Here is a 16,888-nt window from a genome sequence, read left to right as displayed (position 1 = left end):
GTGCGCATCGGCATCGTGTGCCCCTATTCCTTTGACGAGCCGGGTGGCGTCCAGGCCCACATTTTTGACCACGCACGTTACCTGCAGCAACAGGGCCATTTCGTGCAGGTCATTGGACCGTGTTCGGCCCGTACCGAGGTGCCTGATTTTGTGGTGAAGGGTGGTCCGTCCATCGGGATTCCATACAACGGGTCAGTTGCGCGGCTAGCCGTGGGGCCGGAAGTGCGTCGTAAAGTGCGGCGGTTCATTACGGAGGGCGACTTTGACATCTTCCATATTCATGAGCCCAACGCGCCGAGCTTTTCCCTGCACGCTCTAGCTCTGGCGCAGGGGCCGATTGTCGCTACGTACCACGCCTCGGCCACAGATTCGTGGTTGTTGCGGCTGGCGGCGGCGAGTCTGCGCCCGCTGCTGGAGAAGATTCGCGGTGGCATCGCGGTGTCGGAGATGGCCCGGCGCTGGCAAGTCGAGCAACTGGGCGGGGATCCAGTGTTGATCCCGAACGGGGTAGAGGTGGCGCAGTATGCCACGGATCGGCCTCATACTCCACGGGAGCTGGTGTTTCTGGGGCGCCTTGATGAACCGCGCAAGGGGTTGGCTTTGCTATTGGAGGCGCTGGAGATGCTGGAGACTAAACTGCACGTCACCGTGATTGGCGGTGGTACCCCGATCCCAGCCCCTGGGGTGACGTATGTGGGCAAAGTGAGTGAGGAGGACAAGATCGCCTACTTACAGCAAGCGGACATCTATGTTGCCCCAAACACCGGCGGGGAGAGCTTCGGCATTGTGCTCGTGGAAGCGATGGCCGCCGGGGCTGTGGTGGTAGCTTCTGACCTGGAAGCGTTCTCTAGCGTGCTGCACAGCGACTCAGCTACTCCGTGCGGATACACCTTTCGCTCCGGATCAGCAGTCGACTTAGCGCGCGTGCTTGATCGGGTGGTAGGCGAGCAGCAGCGTAGGGACGAGGTTCGGGAACGGGGCCGGGCGCGGGCCTGGGATTTTGATTGGTCGCGGATCGGCGCGGAGATCCAGCGGGTGTATGACACGGTGGCGGACGGCACGAAGGTACGGGTGCGATGAGTTGGACAATCCTTGCGGTCATCGTACTCACGCTCGCACTATCGTGGGCATTTTTCACCGCGCAACGCCTCAACCGCCTGCACATCAGGGTCGACGCGGCGCTCAGCAGCCTCCAGTCCGCGCTCGATCGTCGGGCTGCCGTGGTCGCGGCGCTGGAGCCGTCGGTAAGCGAGCTTGCGCAGCACGCTGAGTCCATCCGCCTCACGCCCGCGCTTTTCGACGACCGGGCCGCCGCCGAACGGAAACTGATGGAGAGCGTGACCAGCGAGCACCCTCTGATTGTGGACGCCTCTGCCCGGGTACAGCTCGCGCATCGCTTCTACAACGATGCCGTGAGCGACACCCGCGCCGTCCGCACCCGGCCTCTCGTGCGGGCGTTACGACTCGGGGGAACCGCCCGCCTGCCGGTGTATTTTGAACTGCGTTCATGAACTAGGCGGGGCGGTTGGTAGCTCGGAAAAGTGAACCGTTTAACATGGGGTGAGTCGAAACTATTGACATAAAAATAAAGGAGGCACCACCGTCGTGACCAACCAGGAACCAACACAGGGCACTGCGCGCGTCAAGCGCGGTTTGGCAGAAATGCTCAAGGGCGGCGTCATCATGGACGTTGTTACCCCAGAACAGGCAAAGATTGCTGAAGACGCAGGTGCAACCGCCGTAATGGCACTCGAGCGCGTCCCAGCCGACATCCGCGCCCAGGGAGGCATTTCCCGCATGTCTGACCCAGACATGATCGAGGGAATTATTAACGCCGTGTCCATCCCAGTGATGGCGAAGGCCCGTATTGGTCACTTCGTAGAAGCACAGGTGCTGCAGTCCCTCGGTGTCGACTTCATCGACGAATCCGAGGTGCTGTCCCCAGCTGACTACGCTAACCACATCGACAAGTTCGACTTCACTGTGCCGTTCGTGTGCGGTGCCACCAACCTTGGCGAAGCACTGCGTCGCATCAACGAAGGCGCAGCGATGATCCGTTCCAAGGGCGAAGCCGGCACCGGCGACGTCTCTAATGCCGTGACCCACATGCGTACCATCCGCGCAGAAATCAATCGCCTCAAGTCCATGGCTGAAGACGAACTCTACGTGGCAGCCAAGGAACTGCAGGCGCCATACGAGCTGGTCCGCGAGGTCGCACGCGAAGGCAAGTTGCCAGTGGTACTGTTCACCGCAGGTGGCATCGCCACTCCAGCCGACGCGGCTATGATGATGCAGCTTGGCGCTGAGGGCGTCTTCGTGGGATCTGGCATATTCAAGTCCGGTAACCCAGAAGCTCGCGCCAAGGCGATCGTCCAGGCAACCCAGAACTTCGATGATCCAGAGACCATCGCCCGCGTCTCCCGCGGCTTGGGCGAAGCTATGGTTGGCATCAATGTTGAGGACGAGCCAGTACCGCACCGGCTCTCTGAGCGTGGCTGGTAGCCACTAGTCGCTCCAACGGAAACAGCCCGCTACCTGTGAACATAGGAGGTAGCGGGCTTTGTGGATTAAGAGACAGAATGTGTGTCTGAATTCCACAGTAAAGCCAGGTCAGGGCATGTAAACAGGTGCTGTATATTGTTTCGGGCCTTGTAAACCCACAAATCTTGTTCAATACCGCCAGTGATACCGCACCTGTGCTAGCAGGTGCGGTTACCTAACTCCGGTGACCCAAAAACCGAGCCGATTTCCCGTCTGCCTGGGACAATGCAAAGACAACGGCACCACCAAAACCAGAGCTGATCTCACACACAGGGCGACCTTTTCGGGCCGTCCTTGCTTGTGCTGTCGGCTCAACCGCAATGACCGATGCTGCAGGCTCGTTGGGTATCTCCCGATGGAGTCTGAACCGCAGGTTCGCGCCCTTGTGTTGCTTAACCCTGTAAAACCCGGGAAGTATTCCCCGGGTTTCGGTGATTTTTTAGGCTTTACACTTGCTATTTCGCTGTTTTTGGTCAGAGATCCGGGGAATGCTTCCCGGGGTTTAGTAAGAAACTTCAGGGGCCGTGATCAGAGCCCCCCAGGGGTGAGGTAACAACTGACAACACGCCGACCGGACACACTTTTTGCTACTTAACCGTTGCTTGTTGCGGGCTAATTCTTCAGTGCTTCGAGTGGGGAACCGAGAGACAGCAACGTAAGGAACACCACCACGATCAGTGCGAGGATCACGACCGCTGCGATCAGCGGGCGACGCACGATCAGCGCCAGGATGTGCTCGAAGAACCCTTGTGGCTGCTCGGTGGTATCGCGGAAGCGCCACGGGCCGTCGATAAGCCCGGCCTTTTCTACGGAGCGCTCAAACGGCACGGTGCAAAACGGAATGAGGGTGGATAACAAGCCGAGGATGCCACGGGAAGCTGGCCAGCGGTTGTTAATCCATAACAAAATGGTGACCGCGCCGTAGCAGAGGAAGACGAAGCCGTGAATACCGCCGGCAAATCGAACCGCTAGGTCAGTAACTCCGGTGTATTTCAGCACCATGGCGCTCAGGAGGAGTGTCCAGGTGACCATTTCTGCTTTGGCAAGGGTGGCATAGAGCTTTTTAGGGGACATAGCGATAGAGCCTACGTCAGTCGTGGTGTAATGGTGAGGTCAGGTGTATGGCCCTGGTGTAGATGGGAGTTTTTAGTATGGCTGTGATTGATGAGGTCCTTAACCTCGAGCGGATTGACCGCGATATCTACCGCGGGCCGGTAGTCCCTACAGCCTTCATCCGCACCTTCGGCGGGCAAGTTGCCGCCCAAGCCCTGGTCGCAGCAACTCGCACGGTGGACCCGGAATATCGAGTTCACTCCCTGCACGGCTACTTCGTGGCGCCCGGTAAATCCGACCAGCCCACCACATACCTCGTGGATCGAATCAGGGACGGTCGCAGCTTCTGCGCTCGGCAAGTCAAAGCAGTGCAAGATGGCGAGCCGAACTTCATCATGCAGGCGAGTTTCCACAAGATCGGTGATGTAGGTATCGAACACACAGATCAGATGCGGGACGTTCCCGATCCTGAGGACATCGTGGTGAACACTGAGGCAATGATCCCCAGGTCACGGGCACTGCTGAAAGAGTGGAGTGAATGGGACATCCGCATGGTGCCAAACGACGCCTTCGACCACAACAAATACACCTCTAGCCAGCAAGTAGTGTGGTTCAAATCCAAAACCCCACTGCCTGACGACGACACTTTCCACGTCTGCACCCTGGCATACATGTCCGATATGACACTGCTGCAAAGTGCACTGGTGCCACACCCTGATGTTGCCGTCATGCAGGCCTCGCTGGACCACGCCATGTGGTTCCTGCGGCCGTTCCGCGCCGACGAATGGTTGCTTTATGATCAAATTTCACCGTCCGCAGCCGATGGGCGTGCGCTCACGCACGGACGCATCTTCGACCGCAGCGGCAACCTCGTCGCTGTGGTCACCCAGGAGGGGCTCACCCGGCTACTCAAACCCGGCAAGAAAGCCTTCCCCATGAAAACACTCAAGGTAGGAGAAGCATGATCATTGGCGTACTGGCAGTTCAGGGAGGCGTTGCAGAACACGAGAGCACCCTGGATGAGTTGGGGGTGGAGCATCGGCAGGTACGCCGGGTAGCGCATTTGGAGGGCCTCGACGGCATCATCTTGCCGGGCGGGGAGTCCACGACCATCTCCAAGCTGCTGGAACTGGGTGGCCTGCTGGAGCCGCTAAAGGACGCTATCCGAGGCGGGCTTCCGGCTTATGGCACCTGTGCCGGGATGATCCTGCTGTCTTCCGAGATCCTCGATACCCGTGCAGACGCCCAGTGCTTGAGTGGGTTGGACATCACGGTGCGGCGCAATGCGTTCGGCCGCCAAGTCGATTCCTTTGAAGCGGCACTGGACTTTGCCGGTATCGTCGATCCCGTGCCAGCTGTTTTTATTCGTGCGCCGTGGGTGGAACGAGTGGGCGAGGGAGTAGATGTAGTCGCCACTGTCCCAAACGGCCCCGCAGCTGGGGCAATTGTTGCAGTTCGCTCCGGAAATGTGATGGCCACGTCCTTCCATCCAGAGGTTTCAGGCGACACCCGGGTGCACGAATACTTTGTTGATATGGTGCGCAGGCACACTAGCTAGTTATTTTTCTCTCACAGCGGGCGCGTATACTGAGCCCCTAGAACTGGCACCGTTGTCAACAGGTGCGAATCGAAGAAAGGTTTATAGTTAATGGCTGGCCACTCTAAATGGGCAACAACCAAGCACAAGAAGGCAGCGAACGATGCCAAGCGCGGCAAAGAATTTGCCAAGCTGATTAAGAACATCGAAGTTGCTGCTCGTACCGGCGGTGGCGATCCTGCTTCGAACCCGACCCTCGATGACATGATCCGGAAGGCCAAGAAAGCTTCCGTTCCTAACGACAACATCGAGCGTGCCCGCAAGCGTGGCTCCGGCGAAGAAGCTGGTGGCGCGGACTGGCAGACCATTTTCTACGAAGGCTACGGCCCGAATGGCGTGGCCATGCTCATTGAGTGCCTAACCGATAACCGCAACCGCGCCGCCACCGAGGTCCGCACCGCGCTGACCAAGAACAACGGTAACCTGGCTGAGTCTGGCTCCGTGTCCTACATGTTCACCCGCAAGGGGATCGCGCTGGTGAAGAAGGGTGAGCTAGAAGAGGACGACATCCTGATGGCCGTGCTTGATGCCGGTGCGGAAGAGGTCAATGACCTCGGCGAACAGTTCGAAGTAGTGTCTGACTCTGGCGACGCTACCGCCGTGAAACAGGCTCTCATCGACGCCGACATCGAAGTCGACGACACCGACACCGATTTCCGTGCTTCCGTCCTGGTTCCGCTGGAGCTCGATGGTGCTAAGAAGATCATCAAGTTGATCGATGCCCTGGAAGACTCCGATGATGTCCAGAACGTGTACACGAACATGGATGTTTCCGATGAGGTGCTCGCAAAGCTTTAGTCTGTTACAGCGTGACAAGCCCAAACCGATAGTGGTTTGGGCTTTGCTGTTGTTTCGGCAGCGCTCTGAAATACGTTCGACGATTCGAAATTGTGTGCTATGTGTTGTACAGTGGCGCTTACAGTGTGAGGAAAAGGAGAGCGGTGTCAACTGCGGGATTGCGGGTGATGGGCATTGACCCAGGGCTCACCCGATGCGGGCTGTCCGTGGTGCAAACGGGAACTGGCCGTAGTATCTATCCGGTCTCGGTCGGGGTGGTGCGCACTCCGGCGGACGCACCGCTCAGCGAACGCTTGCTGCGGCTTAGCGACGCCGTAACCAGCTGGATCGCAGAATACGAACCGGATGTCGTGGCTATTGAACGCGTCTTTGAACGAGGCAACGTCTCCACCGTCATGCACACCGCACACGCAGTGGGAGTGTTGGTCCTTGCTGCGGCGCAGCAAGGACTTCCGGTGCACATGTACACCCCCAGTGAGGTGAAAAAGGCGATCTCGGGTAATGGCAGGGCTGACAAGAAGCAGATGACCTCGATGATCACTAGGATCCTGGGGCTTAGCGAGCCGCCGAAACCCGCTGACGCCGCTGACGCCCTGGCTCTTGCGGTCTGCCACTGCTGGCGGGCACCGATGCTGGAGAGACAACGACTCACCGATGAACAGCTCGCCCACGCGCGACGCATCCAGGCCGGTAAATTGGGTAAAGCGAAAGCTGTGTTCAACCAGAATCGGCGACAGCGCAGCACCCCAGTTCCCACCATCACCCATTCAAATACGCACCGAAGGAGCGGCTCATGATTGCATCACTGCGTGGCACGGTAGTGGCCATCGAATTGGGAGGAGCGGTGATCGAATGTGGGGGAGTCGGCTACTACTTCGCAGCAACGCCACAAACCCTTGGCGAGTTGCGCCGCGGTGAGGAGGCGTTCGTCCACATCACGATGACGGTACGCGAGGACGCGATGAACCTCTACGGCTTTCACGATGCCGAGGCCAAAGCGATGTTCTCAACACTGCAAGGCGTGTCCGGCCTGGGACCAAAATTGGCGCTGGCAGCGCTGGCTATGTATAGCGCAAGTGACCTCGCTGGCTTCATCTCTCAGGGAGAAGTGAAGCAGTTGCAGCGGATTCCGGGGGTGGGAAAGCGCACAGCGGAACGCATGATCGTGGATCTGAAGGACAAGGTGGCGGTCTTTGCTGAGGAAGAGTCGGTGGCGTCGGTAAGCGTGGCTACTCCAGTTGCAGGTGGTGCCGACATCGTGGAAGCACTGGTCGGCCTCGGCTTTCTGGAGAAGAATGCTTCCGCCGCGGTGGATTCGGTGCTTGCGGAAAAGCCGGACAACGACCGCTCCAGCACGCTGCGGGACGCCCTGAAACTCTTGGGCAGGAAGTAGGCGCACGTGAAGGATATTGAACGCACGGAATTCGAGATCCCCGGTGTCCTCCCGCCACGGGGAAGGACCCCAGACTCAGCTGTTGATGCCACCGCCCAGCGCGGTGAAACAGACATGGAGGTGTCGCTGCGCCCGAAAAGCCTCACCGAATTCATTGGCCAGCCGAAGGTCCGGAGCCAGCTCGACCTTGTTCTTACAGGGGCGAAGAACCGCGGGGTAGCGCCGGATCACATTCTGCTGTCCGGGCCGCCAGGGCTGGGCAAAACGACGATGGCGATGATCGTCGCCCAGGAACTCGGGGCTAGCCTGCGGATGACTTCCGGGCCGGCGCTGGAACGCGCTGGCGACTTGGCCGCGATGCTGTCCAACCTCATCGAAGGCGATGTGTTGTTCATCGACGAGATTCACCGCATCGCACGCCCCGCCGAGGAAATGCTGTACATGGCGATGGAGGATTTTCGGATTGACGTGATTGTCGGCAAGGGACCCGGCGCCACCTCGATTCCGCTGGAAATCGCCCCCTTTACCCTGGTAGGGGCCACGACTCGTTCCGGTATGCTCACCGGGCCATTGCGCGATAGGTTCGGCTTTGTCGCCCAGATGGAGTTCTATAACGATGAGGATCTCACCAAGGTAGTGACTCGCGCCGCGTCGATTCTTGGTGTCGCGATTGACGCCGACGCTGCCTATGAGATTGCGTCTCGTTCCCGAGGCACGCCACGTATCGCTAACCGGTTGCTGCGCCGCGTGCGAGACTTTGCCGAAGTGCACTCCGACGGCCACATCGACCTTTCCGCAGCGCAGCAAGCGCTCGTGGTGTTTGACGTCGATGAGCTAGGGCTTGACCGCCTGGACCGCGCCGTGTTGGACGCACTTATCCGTGGTCATGGGGGAGGCCCGGTGGGGCTCAACACGCTCGCGGTCGCCGTAGGTGAGGAACCTTCCACCGTGGAAGAAGTTTGCGAACCGTTCCTCGTGCGTGCAGGTCTCATCGCCCGCACCGCGCGGGGCCGCGTCGCCACGGCAGCCGCCTGGCACCACATCGGATTGCAACCGCCTGACGACGCAATCGGCAGTTACAGCACGCCCTAGCGACCTAGCCGTGCGCTATGACGTACCATAAGGCGTTGACTTTTTACATGACCGTGGTCCGGCTATCCGTTGTAGCGGACCACCTTTAAAAGGAGTTCGTTAGTGTCAAGTACGTCAAGACGACCTCGTGGCCGTCGGGCATGGCCGATACAAGCCATCGGTTTGTTTTTTCTCGCCCTAATATTCGTCTACGGTGTCGTTTTCCTCACCGGTGACCGTACCGCCAACCCGAAACTCGGCATCGACCTGCAAGGTGGCACCCGAGTCACGCTCGTACCCCAAGGCGCTGAGCCGACCCAAGACCAGCTGGCTCAAGCCCGCCTGATTCTGGAAAACCGTGTGAACGGCATGGGTGTTAGCGGCGCGAGCGTCGTCACCGACGGCAATACCCTCGTTATTACGGTTCCTGGTGAAGACACCAGCCAAGCCCGGGCGCTGGGCCAGACCTCGCAGCTGATGTTCCGCCCGGTGTCGCAGCCGGGTATGCCGGACGCCAAGGCAGTAGTGGATTCCGCTACCGACATGGCCACCCGATGGGTGGAAAAAGGCCTGATCACCTCTGAGCAGGCGAACACGTCTATGAAGGGCTTGATCGAATCCGTTAATAGCGGACTCGCAGAGGGGGAGGCGCCATTCGAGGTCAAGGAGATTAGCGCCGCTGGACCTGAGGAGCCAAAGAACTCCGTTGAGGCGACGAAGCGCCGCCAGGAGATCACCGAAATGCTGCGCAAAGACCGGCAGAGTGACGATCCGAACGTGCAGTTCGCAGCCGCGTCGTTAATGCAGTGCACGGAAGAGCTGGATCCGCTGGCCGGCTCGGATGACCCGGCCAAGCCGTTCGTCACCTGTGATACCAGTGGCCAGAAATACGTTCTAGAACCGGTGCCACTGCTGGTGGGCGAGCAAGAAGGTGGCAAGCGCCTGACGGGTAACGAGATCGACTCCAACCGGCCAATCTCCGGTGGATTGAACTCGCAGACCGGCCAGATGGAAATCGGTTTTTCCTTTAAGTCAGACGGCGGTGAACAAGGTGGCGCTACCTGGGCGAAAGTCACGCAGGAATACCTGCAGCGCCAAGTAGCGATCACGCTGGACTCCCAGATTATTTCCGCACCGACGATTCAAGGCGCAACTCCAGCCGGATCTGCCACCTCGATCACCGGTAACTTCACGCAGCAGGAAGCGCAGGATCTAGCGAACAACCTTAAGTACGGTGCGCTGCCGCTGAGCTTCGCCGGTGAAAATGGCGAAAAGGGCGGCACCACGACGACGATCCCAGCGTCCCTCGGCGTGGCCTCGCTGAAGGCCGGTCTTATTGCAGGCCTCGTCGGGTTCATCGCTGTGGCGCTCTACGCCCTGGCTTACTATCGGGTCTTTGGCGTCCTCGCGCTGTTTACTTTGGTAGCATCTGGCGCCTTGGTGTACGGCTCACTCGTCATCCTGGGGCGGTGGATTGGCTACTCGCTGGATCTGGCTGGCGTCGCAGGCCTCATCATCGGTATCGGCACCACGGCTGACTCCTTCGTGGTGTTCTATGAGCGCATCAAGGACGAGATCCGCGACGGCCGCACGTTCCGTTCCTCCGTTCCACGGGCGTGGGATTCCGCAAAGCGGACAGTACTCACCGGTAACTTTGTGTCCTTGATTGCGGCCGTGGTGCTGTACATCTTGGCTGTTGGTGAGGTCAAGGGCTTCGCATTCACCCTGGGTCTTACTACCGTGTTTGACTTGTTTGTCACCTTCCTGCTCACCGGGCCACTGGTCATCCTGGCGTCCCGGCACCCATGGTTCGCCCGACCGGGGGTCAATGGCCTTGGCGCGGTGACGAGGGTGGCGCAACGGCGTCGTGAAGCAGGCGAGCTCGCCGACGTAGAGGAGAAGAACTAATGACCGCAGGTACCCTCAGCCGCCTCTACACAGGCGAAGGCGGAATCGACTTTGTCGGCCGCAGCAAACTCTGGTACGGCATCACCGCCGTACTCCTCGCCGCTAGCGTCGCGCTTATCGCGCTGCGCGGATTCTCCCTCGGCATTGACTTTGAGGGCGGCACGAAAATGAACATGCCCGACGCGAACTACAGCGTCGAGCAGGTCGAAGAAACATTTGTCGACGCCACCGGCATCACCCCAGAACTGGTGCAGGTGGTCGGCGCGGGCGACTCTCGCATGGTCGAGATCAACTCCGAACGACTCACCGAGGAACAGATCGAAAACGCCCGCGTGGCGCTGTTCGAGAAGTTCCAGCCGACCGACCAAACCGGCGAGGCAACCCCAGACGCCATTGGCGACTCCACGGTGTCTGAATCCTGGGGTTCCACGATCACGAACCGCATGCTGATGGCCATGGCGGTGTTCCTGATCCTGACCTTCGTCTACATCGCGATCCGCTTCGAACGGGACATGTCCATCGCAGCAATGAGTGCCCTCCTCGTGGACCTCGTGTTGATCTCCGGAATCTACTCGCTCGTCGGCTTTGAAGTCACCCCAGCAACCATCATCGGCCTGCTCACCGTGCTGGCTTTTTCGCTGTATGACACCGTGGTCGTGTTCGACAAGGTGAAAGAAAACACCGCAGGCTTTGAAGCTTCCCGACGCCGCACCTATGCCGAACAAGCGAACCTAGCGGTGAACCAAACTGTCATGCGTTCCATCTCCACCACCGTGATCTCCGCGCTCCCTATCATCGCGCTCATGGTCGTGGCAGTTTGGCTCATGGGCGTAGGCACCCTCAAAGACCTTGCCCTCGTGCAGCTCATCGGCGTCATCGAAGGCACCTTGTCTTCCGTATTCCTGGCAACCCCAATCTTGGTATCCCTCAAGCGACGCCAAAAGAAAATGCAGGAACACGAACAATCAGTTCTCGACCTGCGCGCTGGGAAAAACCCGGAAGAAACTCCAGTCACCCGCATAGTGACACGAATGGCGGACAACATCCCACAAGGATTCCGCGACACCATGGGCAATGGAAAAACCTGGCGACCAGGGCAGTAGTGCATTAAGAAAACAGTCGGCGACTGAGGTAACCGCCGGCTGTTTTTCTATTTCTGTTTCCAAAGGTCCCGACATTACCCTCCCGAAGTTCGGGCCCGTTGGGGGTGTTTTTGGAGCATTCTCGGGGGCATAATGTCGGGGTGGTTGCAAGCATCTCGTCAGCTAACCACAGTGTGGTGCGTAGCCCGAGCACAGTGAGTCATTCCGTGGGCACTATAATTGATTCGGTTGATAGCAAATGAGCTAAAGGTTCGTCATGTTTGGGTTTGGTAAGTCAGCTTGTGGGCTTATAAGGGCTGCGCTAAAGCATGCACGCGCTGTGGCTGCTGTGGTTGCGGTGACTGCCGTTACGGGCTGTTCGCAGGGAAGTCCAGCTTCGGCTGTTGACCATTTTGGTTACGCCGTCGCTTCGCCATTGCTGACCACGAATGCCCAGACACTAGTGGGGGCTTCCACCGCGAGCGAGATGCTGGCGGGGCGGTTGTATCCTCCTGTGTTTGTTCCGGGGCCGTCGGGGCAGATGATTCCGAATCGCGATTTGGCGACTGTCCAGCTGCTGCCCGGCCCGAACATCCAGGTGGTGTACAAGATTAATCCGAAAGCGGCGTATTCGGATGGCGAGCCAATCACGTGTACGGACTTTTTGCTGGCGGTGAAAGCAGGGTCGCATCCGAGTTTGTTTGGCTCTCGTGCGCCGCTGATGCAGCAGGTTGCGTCCGTTGATTGTGTTGCGGGCGCCCGGGAGTTTACGGTCAAGTTCAAGGAAAATACGGGGGCTCGTTGGCGCCAGTTGTTTGGGCCGGGAACGGTGGTGCCTTCGCATGCAGTGGGCCGACGGTTGGGACTGTCTGAGGAGCAGTTCGTTGCGTTGTTGCAGTCTGACAATCGCGCTGCGTTGATGCCGGTTGCTCAGCTGTGGAATAAGGGTTTTGATCTGCGGAACTTTGATCCGGAGTTGCAGGTGTCGGCAGGCCCGTACCGGATTCAGTCGGTGGGGGACCAGGGGCAGGTGCAGCTTGTGCGCAATGAGAATTTCCACGGCGACGCGGCGAACATCGAGCGCGTCATGATGTGGCCGCAGAACACTGACTTGGTGGAGGTCAATGAGTCGAACAGTGTTGAGGTGGCCGACCTGGTAGGCGTCAAGGACATCCCGTGGGTGAACCGCGACGATCCGCGTAACAGGTTTACGGTTCAGCACGAGGCGGGGCTGCTTACCGAGGTGTTAGCACTGGGCAATGCGGGTGTTTTTGCAGAGGCTGCTTCACGACGCGCATTTGCCGCATGCGTGAACCAAGAAGAGATCGCTCGAGTTTCCAGCACCGAGTCTGGGGTAGAGGTCATGCCCATGACCAGCAGACTGACTAACGCTGATGATCCTATTAACGCCCAATTGGAATCGGTCGGTGCGGCACATGTCGGCGTCAACCTGGCGGAGGCTGAGGCGTTGCGCGGACAAACGATCCGCATCGGCTATTCAGGCCCCAACCCGCGGAAACAGGCGATGGTCGCGGCAATTCAAGCCTCGTGTTCCCCCGCCGGAATCACGGTGGTCGATGCCTCCTCTGACAACGCATCGCTGGGTGATGTGAGCCGGAAGGAAAACTATCACGGGGGAGAGCGCGACTATCAGGGATCTCTTGACGCCTTCCTGTATGCCGCTGATCCACATCAGGGATACGGACACGTTGATGGGGGACTTGATGACGTCGAAAAGCTGCGTGCCACCGAACAGCAACTGTGGGACGAAACTGACACCATTCCGTTAGCAGCCCAACCACGCACTATTGTCTATGACAGCAAGATTGCGAATATTGTGCCCAACAGCTCCCTCTCCGGCATCGGATGGAACATGGAACGTTGGGTAGAAGGGACCACCAAGTGAGCAACCGATACGCCACCGCGCACGAAGCACTAACCGACCTCGTCCGGTTAGTCCCCGACTTCCCCAGCGAAGGCATCCTATTCGAGGACCTCACCCCGGTGCTGGCCAGCCCGGAAGGGTTCTCAATCATCGTGGACGAACTCGCGGCGGCTGCTAAGGGCATGGGCGCCGAAATCATCGGGGGACTCGATGCACGTGGTTTCCTCCTCGGCTCCGCCGTGGCCTACAAGCTTGGGCAAGGCATCCTGGCAATCCGCAAGAAGGGCAAACTGCCGCCACCAGTTCACACCAAGTCTTATTCGCTGGAATACGGCAAGGCGGCGCTGGAAATTCCAGCCAGTGGCATCGAGGTAGAAGGTAAGAAAGTGGTGCTCGTCGATGACGTCCTCGCTACCGGTGGCACCCTGGTCGCGGCGCATGACCTCCTGGAAAAATGCGGCGCGGAGGTCGTCGGATACGTTGTGGTCCTGGAAGTTCCCGGCCTTGGTGGCCGCGATCGACTCGCGGGCGCACCAGTGGTGGTTCTGAACGAACAGTACTGATTACTCACCGCGATACCTGTGATGGGTAGCATAGAGGGGTAGTTACGAAGGGGTGTGTGATGGCCGAGCGAAAGCAGCAAAAACAGCAGGTTAACATGCGCAGTATGTCTGCGCGGTTAGCCCGCAGCCTCACCGGTGGGCGCACGCGGATCGATCCGATCCTGGAACCACTGCTCAGCATCCACCGGCAGTTCCATTCCCGCGCCGACGCGGCGCTGCTGCAACGCGCCTACGACACTGCTGAACGTCTCCACGAAGGGGTTTTCCGGAAGTCCGGAGACCCGTACGTGACCCACCCGCTGGCCGTCGCGACGATCGCCGCGGAGATCGGCATGGACACTACTACGCTGGTTGCCGCTCTGCTGCACGACACCGTGGAAGACACGGACTACTCGCTTGCAGACCTCACCGCCGACTTCGGTGAGGAAGTAGCGCGGCTTGTCGACGGCGTCACCAAACTCGATAAAGTTGCCCTCGGCGCGTCCGCTGAGGCCGAAACGATCCGCAAAATGATCGTCGCGATGAGCCAAGACCCTCGCGTCTTGGTCATCAAGGTGGCGGACCGGCTGCACAACATGCGCACCATGCGGTTCCTGCCACCAGAAAAGCAAGCGAAGAAAGCCCGCCAGACTCTGGAAGTGATTGCGCCTCTGGCGCACCGTCTGGGCATGGCGTCAGTGAAGTGGGAGCTAGAAGACCTCTCCTTCGCCATCCTGTACCCGAAGAAATACGACGAGATCGTCCGGCTTGTTGCTGATCGCGCTCCCAGCCGTGACCGCTACCTTTCGGAGATTATTGATTCGGTCTCCGGAACGATGAAGGAAAACCACATCGTCTCCGAGGTCGCGGGACGACCAAAACACTACTGGTCGATATACCAGAAGATGATCGTCCGGGGACGCGACTTTGACGAGATCTTCGATCTCGTCGGCATCCGCATCCTGGTCGACAGCATCCACGATTGCTATGCAGCCATCGGCGCCGTCCACGCCCTCTACCCAGCGATGCCAGGCAGGTTCAAGGACTATATTTCCGCACCACGGTTCGGTGTGTATCAGTCGCTGCACACCACAGTCATTGGCCCCGGTGGCAAGCCCCTCGAAGTGCAGGTTCGTACGCACGAAATGCACTACAACGCGGAATTCGGCATCGCAGCGCACTGGCGATACAAGGAAACCAAGGGCAAAAACTCCGGTGAACAAACCGAGGTCGACCAGATCGCGTGGATGCGGCAGCTGCTGGACTGGCAAAAGGAAGCAGCCGACCCAAACGAGTTTCTAGACTCGCTGCGCTACGACCTCACCACGAAACAGATCTTCGCCTTTACGCCTAAGGGCGACGTGGTAACCCTGCCAGCTGGTTCCACCCCGGTGGATTTCGCTTACGCCGTGCACACCGAAGTTGGGCACCGTTGCATTGGTGCGAAGGTCAACGGCAAGTTGGTGGCACTGGAATCCGCACTCAAATCCGGGGACCGCGTTGAGATCTTTACCTCCAAGGATCCTGCCGCTGGGCCGAGTCAGGACTGGCAGAAGTTCGTCGTTTCGCCACGCGCTAAAGCGAAGATTCGCCAATGGTTCGCAAAGGAACGCCGCGAGGAGTCTCTCGAGGCTGGTCGCGACGCCCTCGCAGCGGAAATTCAGCGAGGCGGCTTGCCGAAGCACCGGTTGTTCAACGCCCACTCCATGAAGGATGTGGCCTCCCTTCTGAACTTCCCAGACGTGGACGCCCTCTACACCGCAATCGGCGACGGCAAAATCACACCACGGCACGTGGTAGAACAGATCACCGCCTACTACGGTGACGACGAAGACGTCCAAGACGTCCTCGCATCCCGCGCCCCACTCAGCGAAATCGTCAACGCGCAGTCTCACGCACGAAACACCGGTGCCACTGGCTCCGGGATCCTGGTCGACGGCAGTCCCGACGTGATGGCCAAGCTCGCCAAATGCTGCATGCCAGTACCCGGTGATGAAATCTTCGGCTTCATTACCCGAGGCGGCGGGGTGTCCGTGCACCGCGCCGACTGCACCAACGCCGCCAAACTCTTCGAAGAAAAAGAGCGGCTGATTAAGGTGGAGTGGGCGTCGGAAAGCAAGGCGGTTTTTGCGGCGAACCTGCAGCTTGAGGCGATTGACCGTAGCGGCTTACTCATGGACATTACTCGCGTTATCAACGAGGAACGCCTCACCACAACCGCGATGAACATCCATACCGCCGACGACCGGGTCGCCGTTGCGCGCTTCACCTTCGAAGTTTCGGACACCAAACAATTGGGTTCCGTGATGGCGCGCTTGCGCAATATCGAAGGCGTATATGACGTGTACCGCTTGACGTCAGGCGGGTAGCGGGGTGAGAGGATACTCGGGAAATTTAGCGTACGGATGGGATTTTTGAGCAACGAATCGTCCCATCCGTACGCTGGATTTCGCTTCTGAATTGCGAAGCCCGCTAGGAGTATTCCTAGCGGGCTTTTAATGCAAGGCTTGAAGTGCCAGTGTATTAGAACTTGAGCAGCTTGGTGATAGCGTCGAAGTTCTTGAAGATGGTGATGATAGCACCCAGCAGGCTGCCGATACCGGAAACAGTCGCAACGACCTCTTTGAGTTTCTTGGAGTCGAAGTCGGAAGAACCGGAGACGAAGTCGGTGGACCCATCGCCGTTAGCTGGCTTCGTGGCGTCTTCCTTCTTGTTTTCCTGGGCAACAACGGTCACAGAAGGAGCAGCCATTGCAGGAGCGGTCAGAGCGCCGGTGGAGATCGCAGCGGCAGCGACGGTTGCAGCAATTGCCTTGCGGGAGAAGAGCTTCATATTGTTCCTATCGTCTTGTAGAAGCGGTGAACCTTCCAACATGATATGGGTCGGACCGTAACAATGCAACGGGTTAGTAAAAGTTTCCTGTGTAAAAGTTGTTCAAATATGACACCTTAAAAATTGCTTACCGAACCATAAAATATTGCTTCTACCTTGAGGTATGGCAAAAAAGATTCCGGCTCC

General features: G+C 58.8%; 16 protein-coding genes. 14 read left to right on the top strand and 2 right to left on the bottom strand.

All coding sequences use genetic code 11. From position 1 onward, the window contains the following. From HW450_RS01325 to pdxS, 3 genes are all read left to right on the top strand, one after another. Window positions 1-1,080: a glycosyltransferase family 4 protein gene (locus HW450_RS01325; RefSeq protein WP_182387229.1), complete on the top strand. Its 1,080-nt coding sequence runs from the start codon at window positions 1-3 to the stop codon at window positions 1,078-1,080. Next, window positions 1,077-1,511: a LemA family protein gene (locus HW450_RS01320; protein WP_182386255.1), complete on the top strand. Its 435-nt coding sequence runs from the start codon at window positions 1,077-1,079 to the stop codon at window positions 1,509-1,511. The genes HW450_RS01325 and HW450_RS01320 overlap by 4 nt, the downstream gene beginning before the upstream one ends. Before the next feature lie 94 nt (window positions 1,512-1,605). Then, window positions 1,606-2,502: a pyridoxal 5'-phosphate synthase lyase subunit PdxS gene (gene pdxS / locus HW450_RS01315; RefSeq protein ID WP_182386254.1), complete on the top strand. Its 897-nt coding sequence runs from the start codon at window positions 1,606-1,608 to the stop codon at window positions 2,500-2,502. Between the two features lie 651 nt (window positions 2,503-3,153). Here the strand turns inward: pdxS and HW450_RS01310 are convergent. Next, entirely contained in the window at window positions 3,154-3,615 is a 462-nt protein-coding gene (locus tag HW450_RS01310) for a DUF3817 domain-containing protein (RefSeq protein ID WP_182386253.1), read from the bottom strand. A 77-nt stretch (window positions 3,616-3,692) separates the two neighbouring features. On the opposite strand from HW450_RS01310, the gene HW450_RS01305 reads away from it, so the two are divergent. The 11 genes from HW450_RS01305 to HW450_RS01255 all read left to right on the top strand — a co-directional run bounded on the left by HW450_RS01305 (window position 3,693) and on the right by HW450_RS01255 (window position 16,239). After that, a complete protein-coding gene (locus HW450_RS01305) occupies window positions 3,693-4,559 on the top strand; it encodes an acyl-CoA thioesterase (protein ID WP_182386252.1) in 867 nt (288 codons plus the stop codon). Continuing rightward, window positions 4,556-5,152 (top strand): pyridoxal 5'-phosphate synthase glutaminase subunit PdxT, encoded by a 597-nt coding sequence (gene pdxT / locus HW450_RS01300; protein WP_182386251.1) that lies wholly within the window; start codon window positions 4,556-4,558, stop codon window positions 5,150-5,152. The genes HW450_RS01305 and pdxT overlap by 4 nt, the downstream gene beginning before the upstream one ends. 90 nt (window positions 5,153-5,242) lie before the next feature. Beyond that, complete coding sequence (locus HW450_RS01295) at window positions 5,243-5,989, top strand: YebC/PmpR family DNA-binding transcriptional regulator (protein ID WP_182386250.1); 747 nt, start codon at window positions 5,243-5,245, stop codon at window positions 5,987-5,989. A gap of 143 nt (window positions 5,990-6,132) precedes the next feature. Next, on the top strand, window positions 6,133-6,786 hold the full coding sequence (gene ruvC, locus HW450_RS01290; protein WP_182386249.1) for a crossover junction endodeoxyribonuclease RuvC: 654 nt from the start codon (window positions 6,133-6,135) through the stop codon (window positions 6,784-6,786). After that, window positions 6,783-7,382: a Holliday junction branch migration protein RuvA gene (gene ruvA, locus HW450_RS01285; protein ID WP_182386248.1), complete on the top strand. Its 600-nt coding sequence runs from the start codon at window positions 6,783-6,785 to the stop codon at window positions 7,380-7,382. Before ruvC ends, ruvA begins: the two co-directional genes overlap by 4 nt. Before the next feature lie 6 nt (window positions 7,383-7,388). Continuing rightward, the gene (ruvB, locus tag HW450_RS01280) at window positions 7,389-8,474 is read left to right on the top strand and encodes a Holliday junction branch migration DNA helicase RuvB (RefSeq protein ID WP_182386247.1); all 1,086 of its coding nucleotides are present in this window, start codon (window positions 7,389-7,391) and stop codon (window positions 8,472-8,474) included. 102 nt (window positions 8,475-8,576) lie between these two features. Beyond that, window positions 8,577-10,361: a protein translocase subunit SecD gene (gene secD, locus HW450_RS01275; protein WP_232843289.1), complete on the top strand. Its 1,785-nt coding sequence runs from the start codon at window positions 8,577-8,579 to the stop codon at window positions 10,359-10,361. Beyond that, on the top strand, window positions 10,361-11,464 hold the full coding sequence (gene secF, locus HW450_RS01270; RefSeq protein WP_182386246.1) for a protein translocase subunit SecF: 1,104 nt from the start codon (window positions 10,361-10,363) through the stop codon (window positions 11,462-11,464). The genes secD and secF overlap by 1 nt, the downstream gene beginning before the upstream one ends. Before the next feature lie 319 nt (window positions 11,465-11,783). After that, on the top strand, window positions 11,784-13,349 hold the full coding sequence (locus HW450_RS01265; protein WP_232843288.1) for an ABC transporter substrate-binding protein: 1,566 nt from the start codon (window positions 11,784-11,786) through the stop codon (window positions 13,347-13,349). After that, window positions 13,346-13,891, top strand: coding sequence for an adenine phosphoribosyltransferase (locus HW450_RS01260; protein WP_407926258.1), 546 nt, complete (start codon window positions 13,346-13,348; stop codon window positions 13,889-13,891). Before HW450_RS01265 ends, HW450_RS01260 begins: the two co-directional genes overlap by 4 nt. 59 nt (window positions 13,892-13,950) lie before the next feature. Then, window positions 13,951-16,239, top strand: coding sequence for a RelA/SpoT family protein (locus HW450_RS01255; RefSeq protein WP_407926257.1), 2,289 nt, complete (start codon window positions 13,951-13,953; stop codon window positions 16,237-16,239). 154 nt (window positions 16,240-16,393) lie between these two features. On the opposite strand, the gene HW450_RS01250 is transcribed toward HW450_RS01255, so the two are convergent. Continuing rightward, entirely contained in the window at window positions 16,394-16,702 is a 309-nt protein-coding gene (locus tag HW450_RS01250; protein WP_182386242.1) for a hypothetical protein, read from the bottom strand. Between the last annotated feature and the right edge of the window lie 186 nt (window positions 16,703-16,888).

It is taken from the genome of Corynebacterium hindlerae (assembly GCF_014117265.1).
GTDB classification, from domain to species: Bacteria; Actinomycetota; Actinomycetes; order Mycobacteriales; family Mycobacteriaceae; genus Corynebacterium; species Corynebacterium hindlerae.
This window is presented reverse-complemented; position numbering and strand designations above follow the sequence as displayed.

Bases quoted from the DNA above. Each gene is read 5' to 3' on its own strand.
- HW450_RS01295 (WP_182386250.1), top strand. From the start codon at position 5,243: ATGGCTGGCCACTCTAAATGGGCAACAACCAAGCACAAGAAGGCAGCG.
- HW450_RS01305 (WP_182386252.1), top strand. From the start codon at position 3,693: ATGGCTGTGATTGATGAGGTCCTTAACCTCGAGCGGATTGACCGCGAT.
- pdxT (WP_182386251.1), top strand. From the start codon at position 4,556: ATGATCATTGGCGTACTGGCAGTTCAGGGAGGCGTTGCAGAACACGAG.
- HW450_RS01255 (WP_407926257.1), top strand. From the start codon at position 13,951: ATGGCCGAGCGAAAGCAGCAAAAACAGCAGGTTAACATGCGCAGTATG.
- HW450_RS01250 (WP_182386242.1), bottom strand. From the start codon at position 16,702: ATGAAGCTCTTCTCCCGCAAGGCAATTGCTGCAACCGTCGCTGCCGCT.
- secF (WP_182386246.1), top strand. From the start codon at position 10,361: ATGACCGCAGGTACCCTCAGCCGCCTCTACACAGGCGAAGGCGGAATC.
- ruvA (WP_182386248.1), top strand. From the start codon at position 6,783: ATGATTGCATCACTGCGTGGCACGGTAGTGGCCATCGAATTGGGAGGA.
- HW450_RS01320 (WP_182386255.1), top strand. From the start codon at position 1,077: ATGAGTTGGACAATCCTTGCGGTCATCGTACTCACGCTCGCACTATCG.
- HW450_RS01310 (WP_182386253.1), bottom strand. From the start codon at position 3,615: ATGTCCCCTAAAAAGCTCTATGCCACCCTTGCCAAAGCAGAAATGGTC.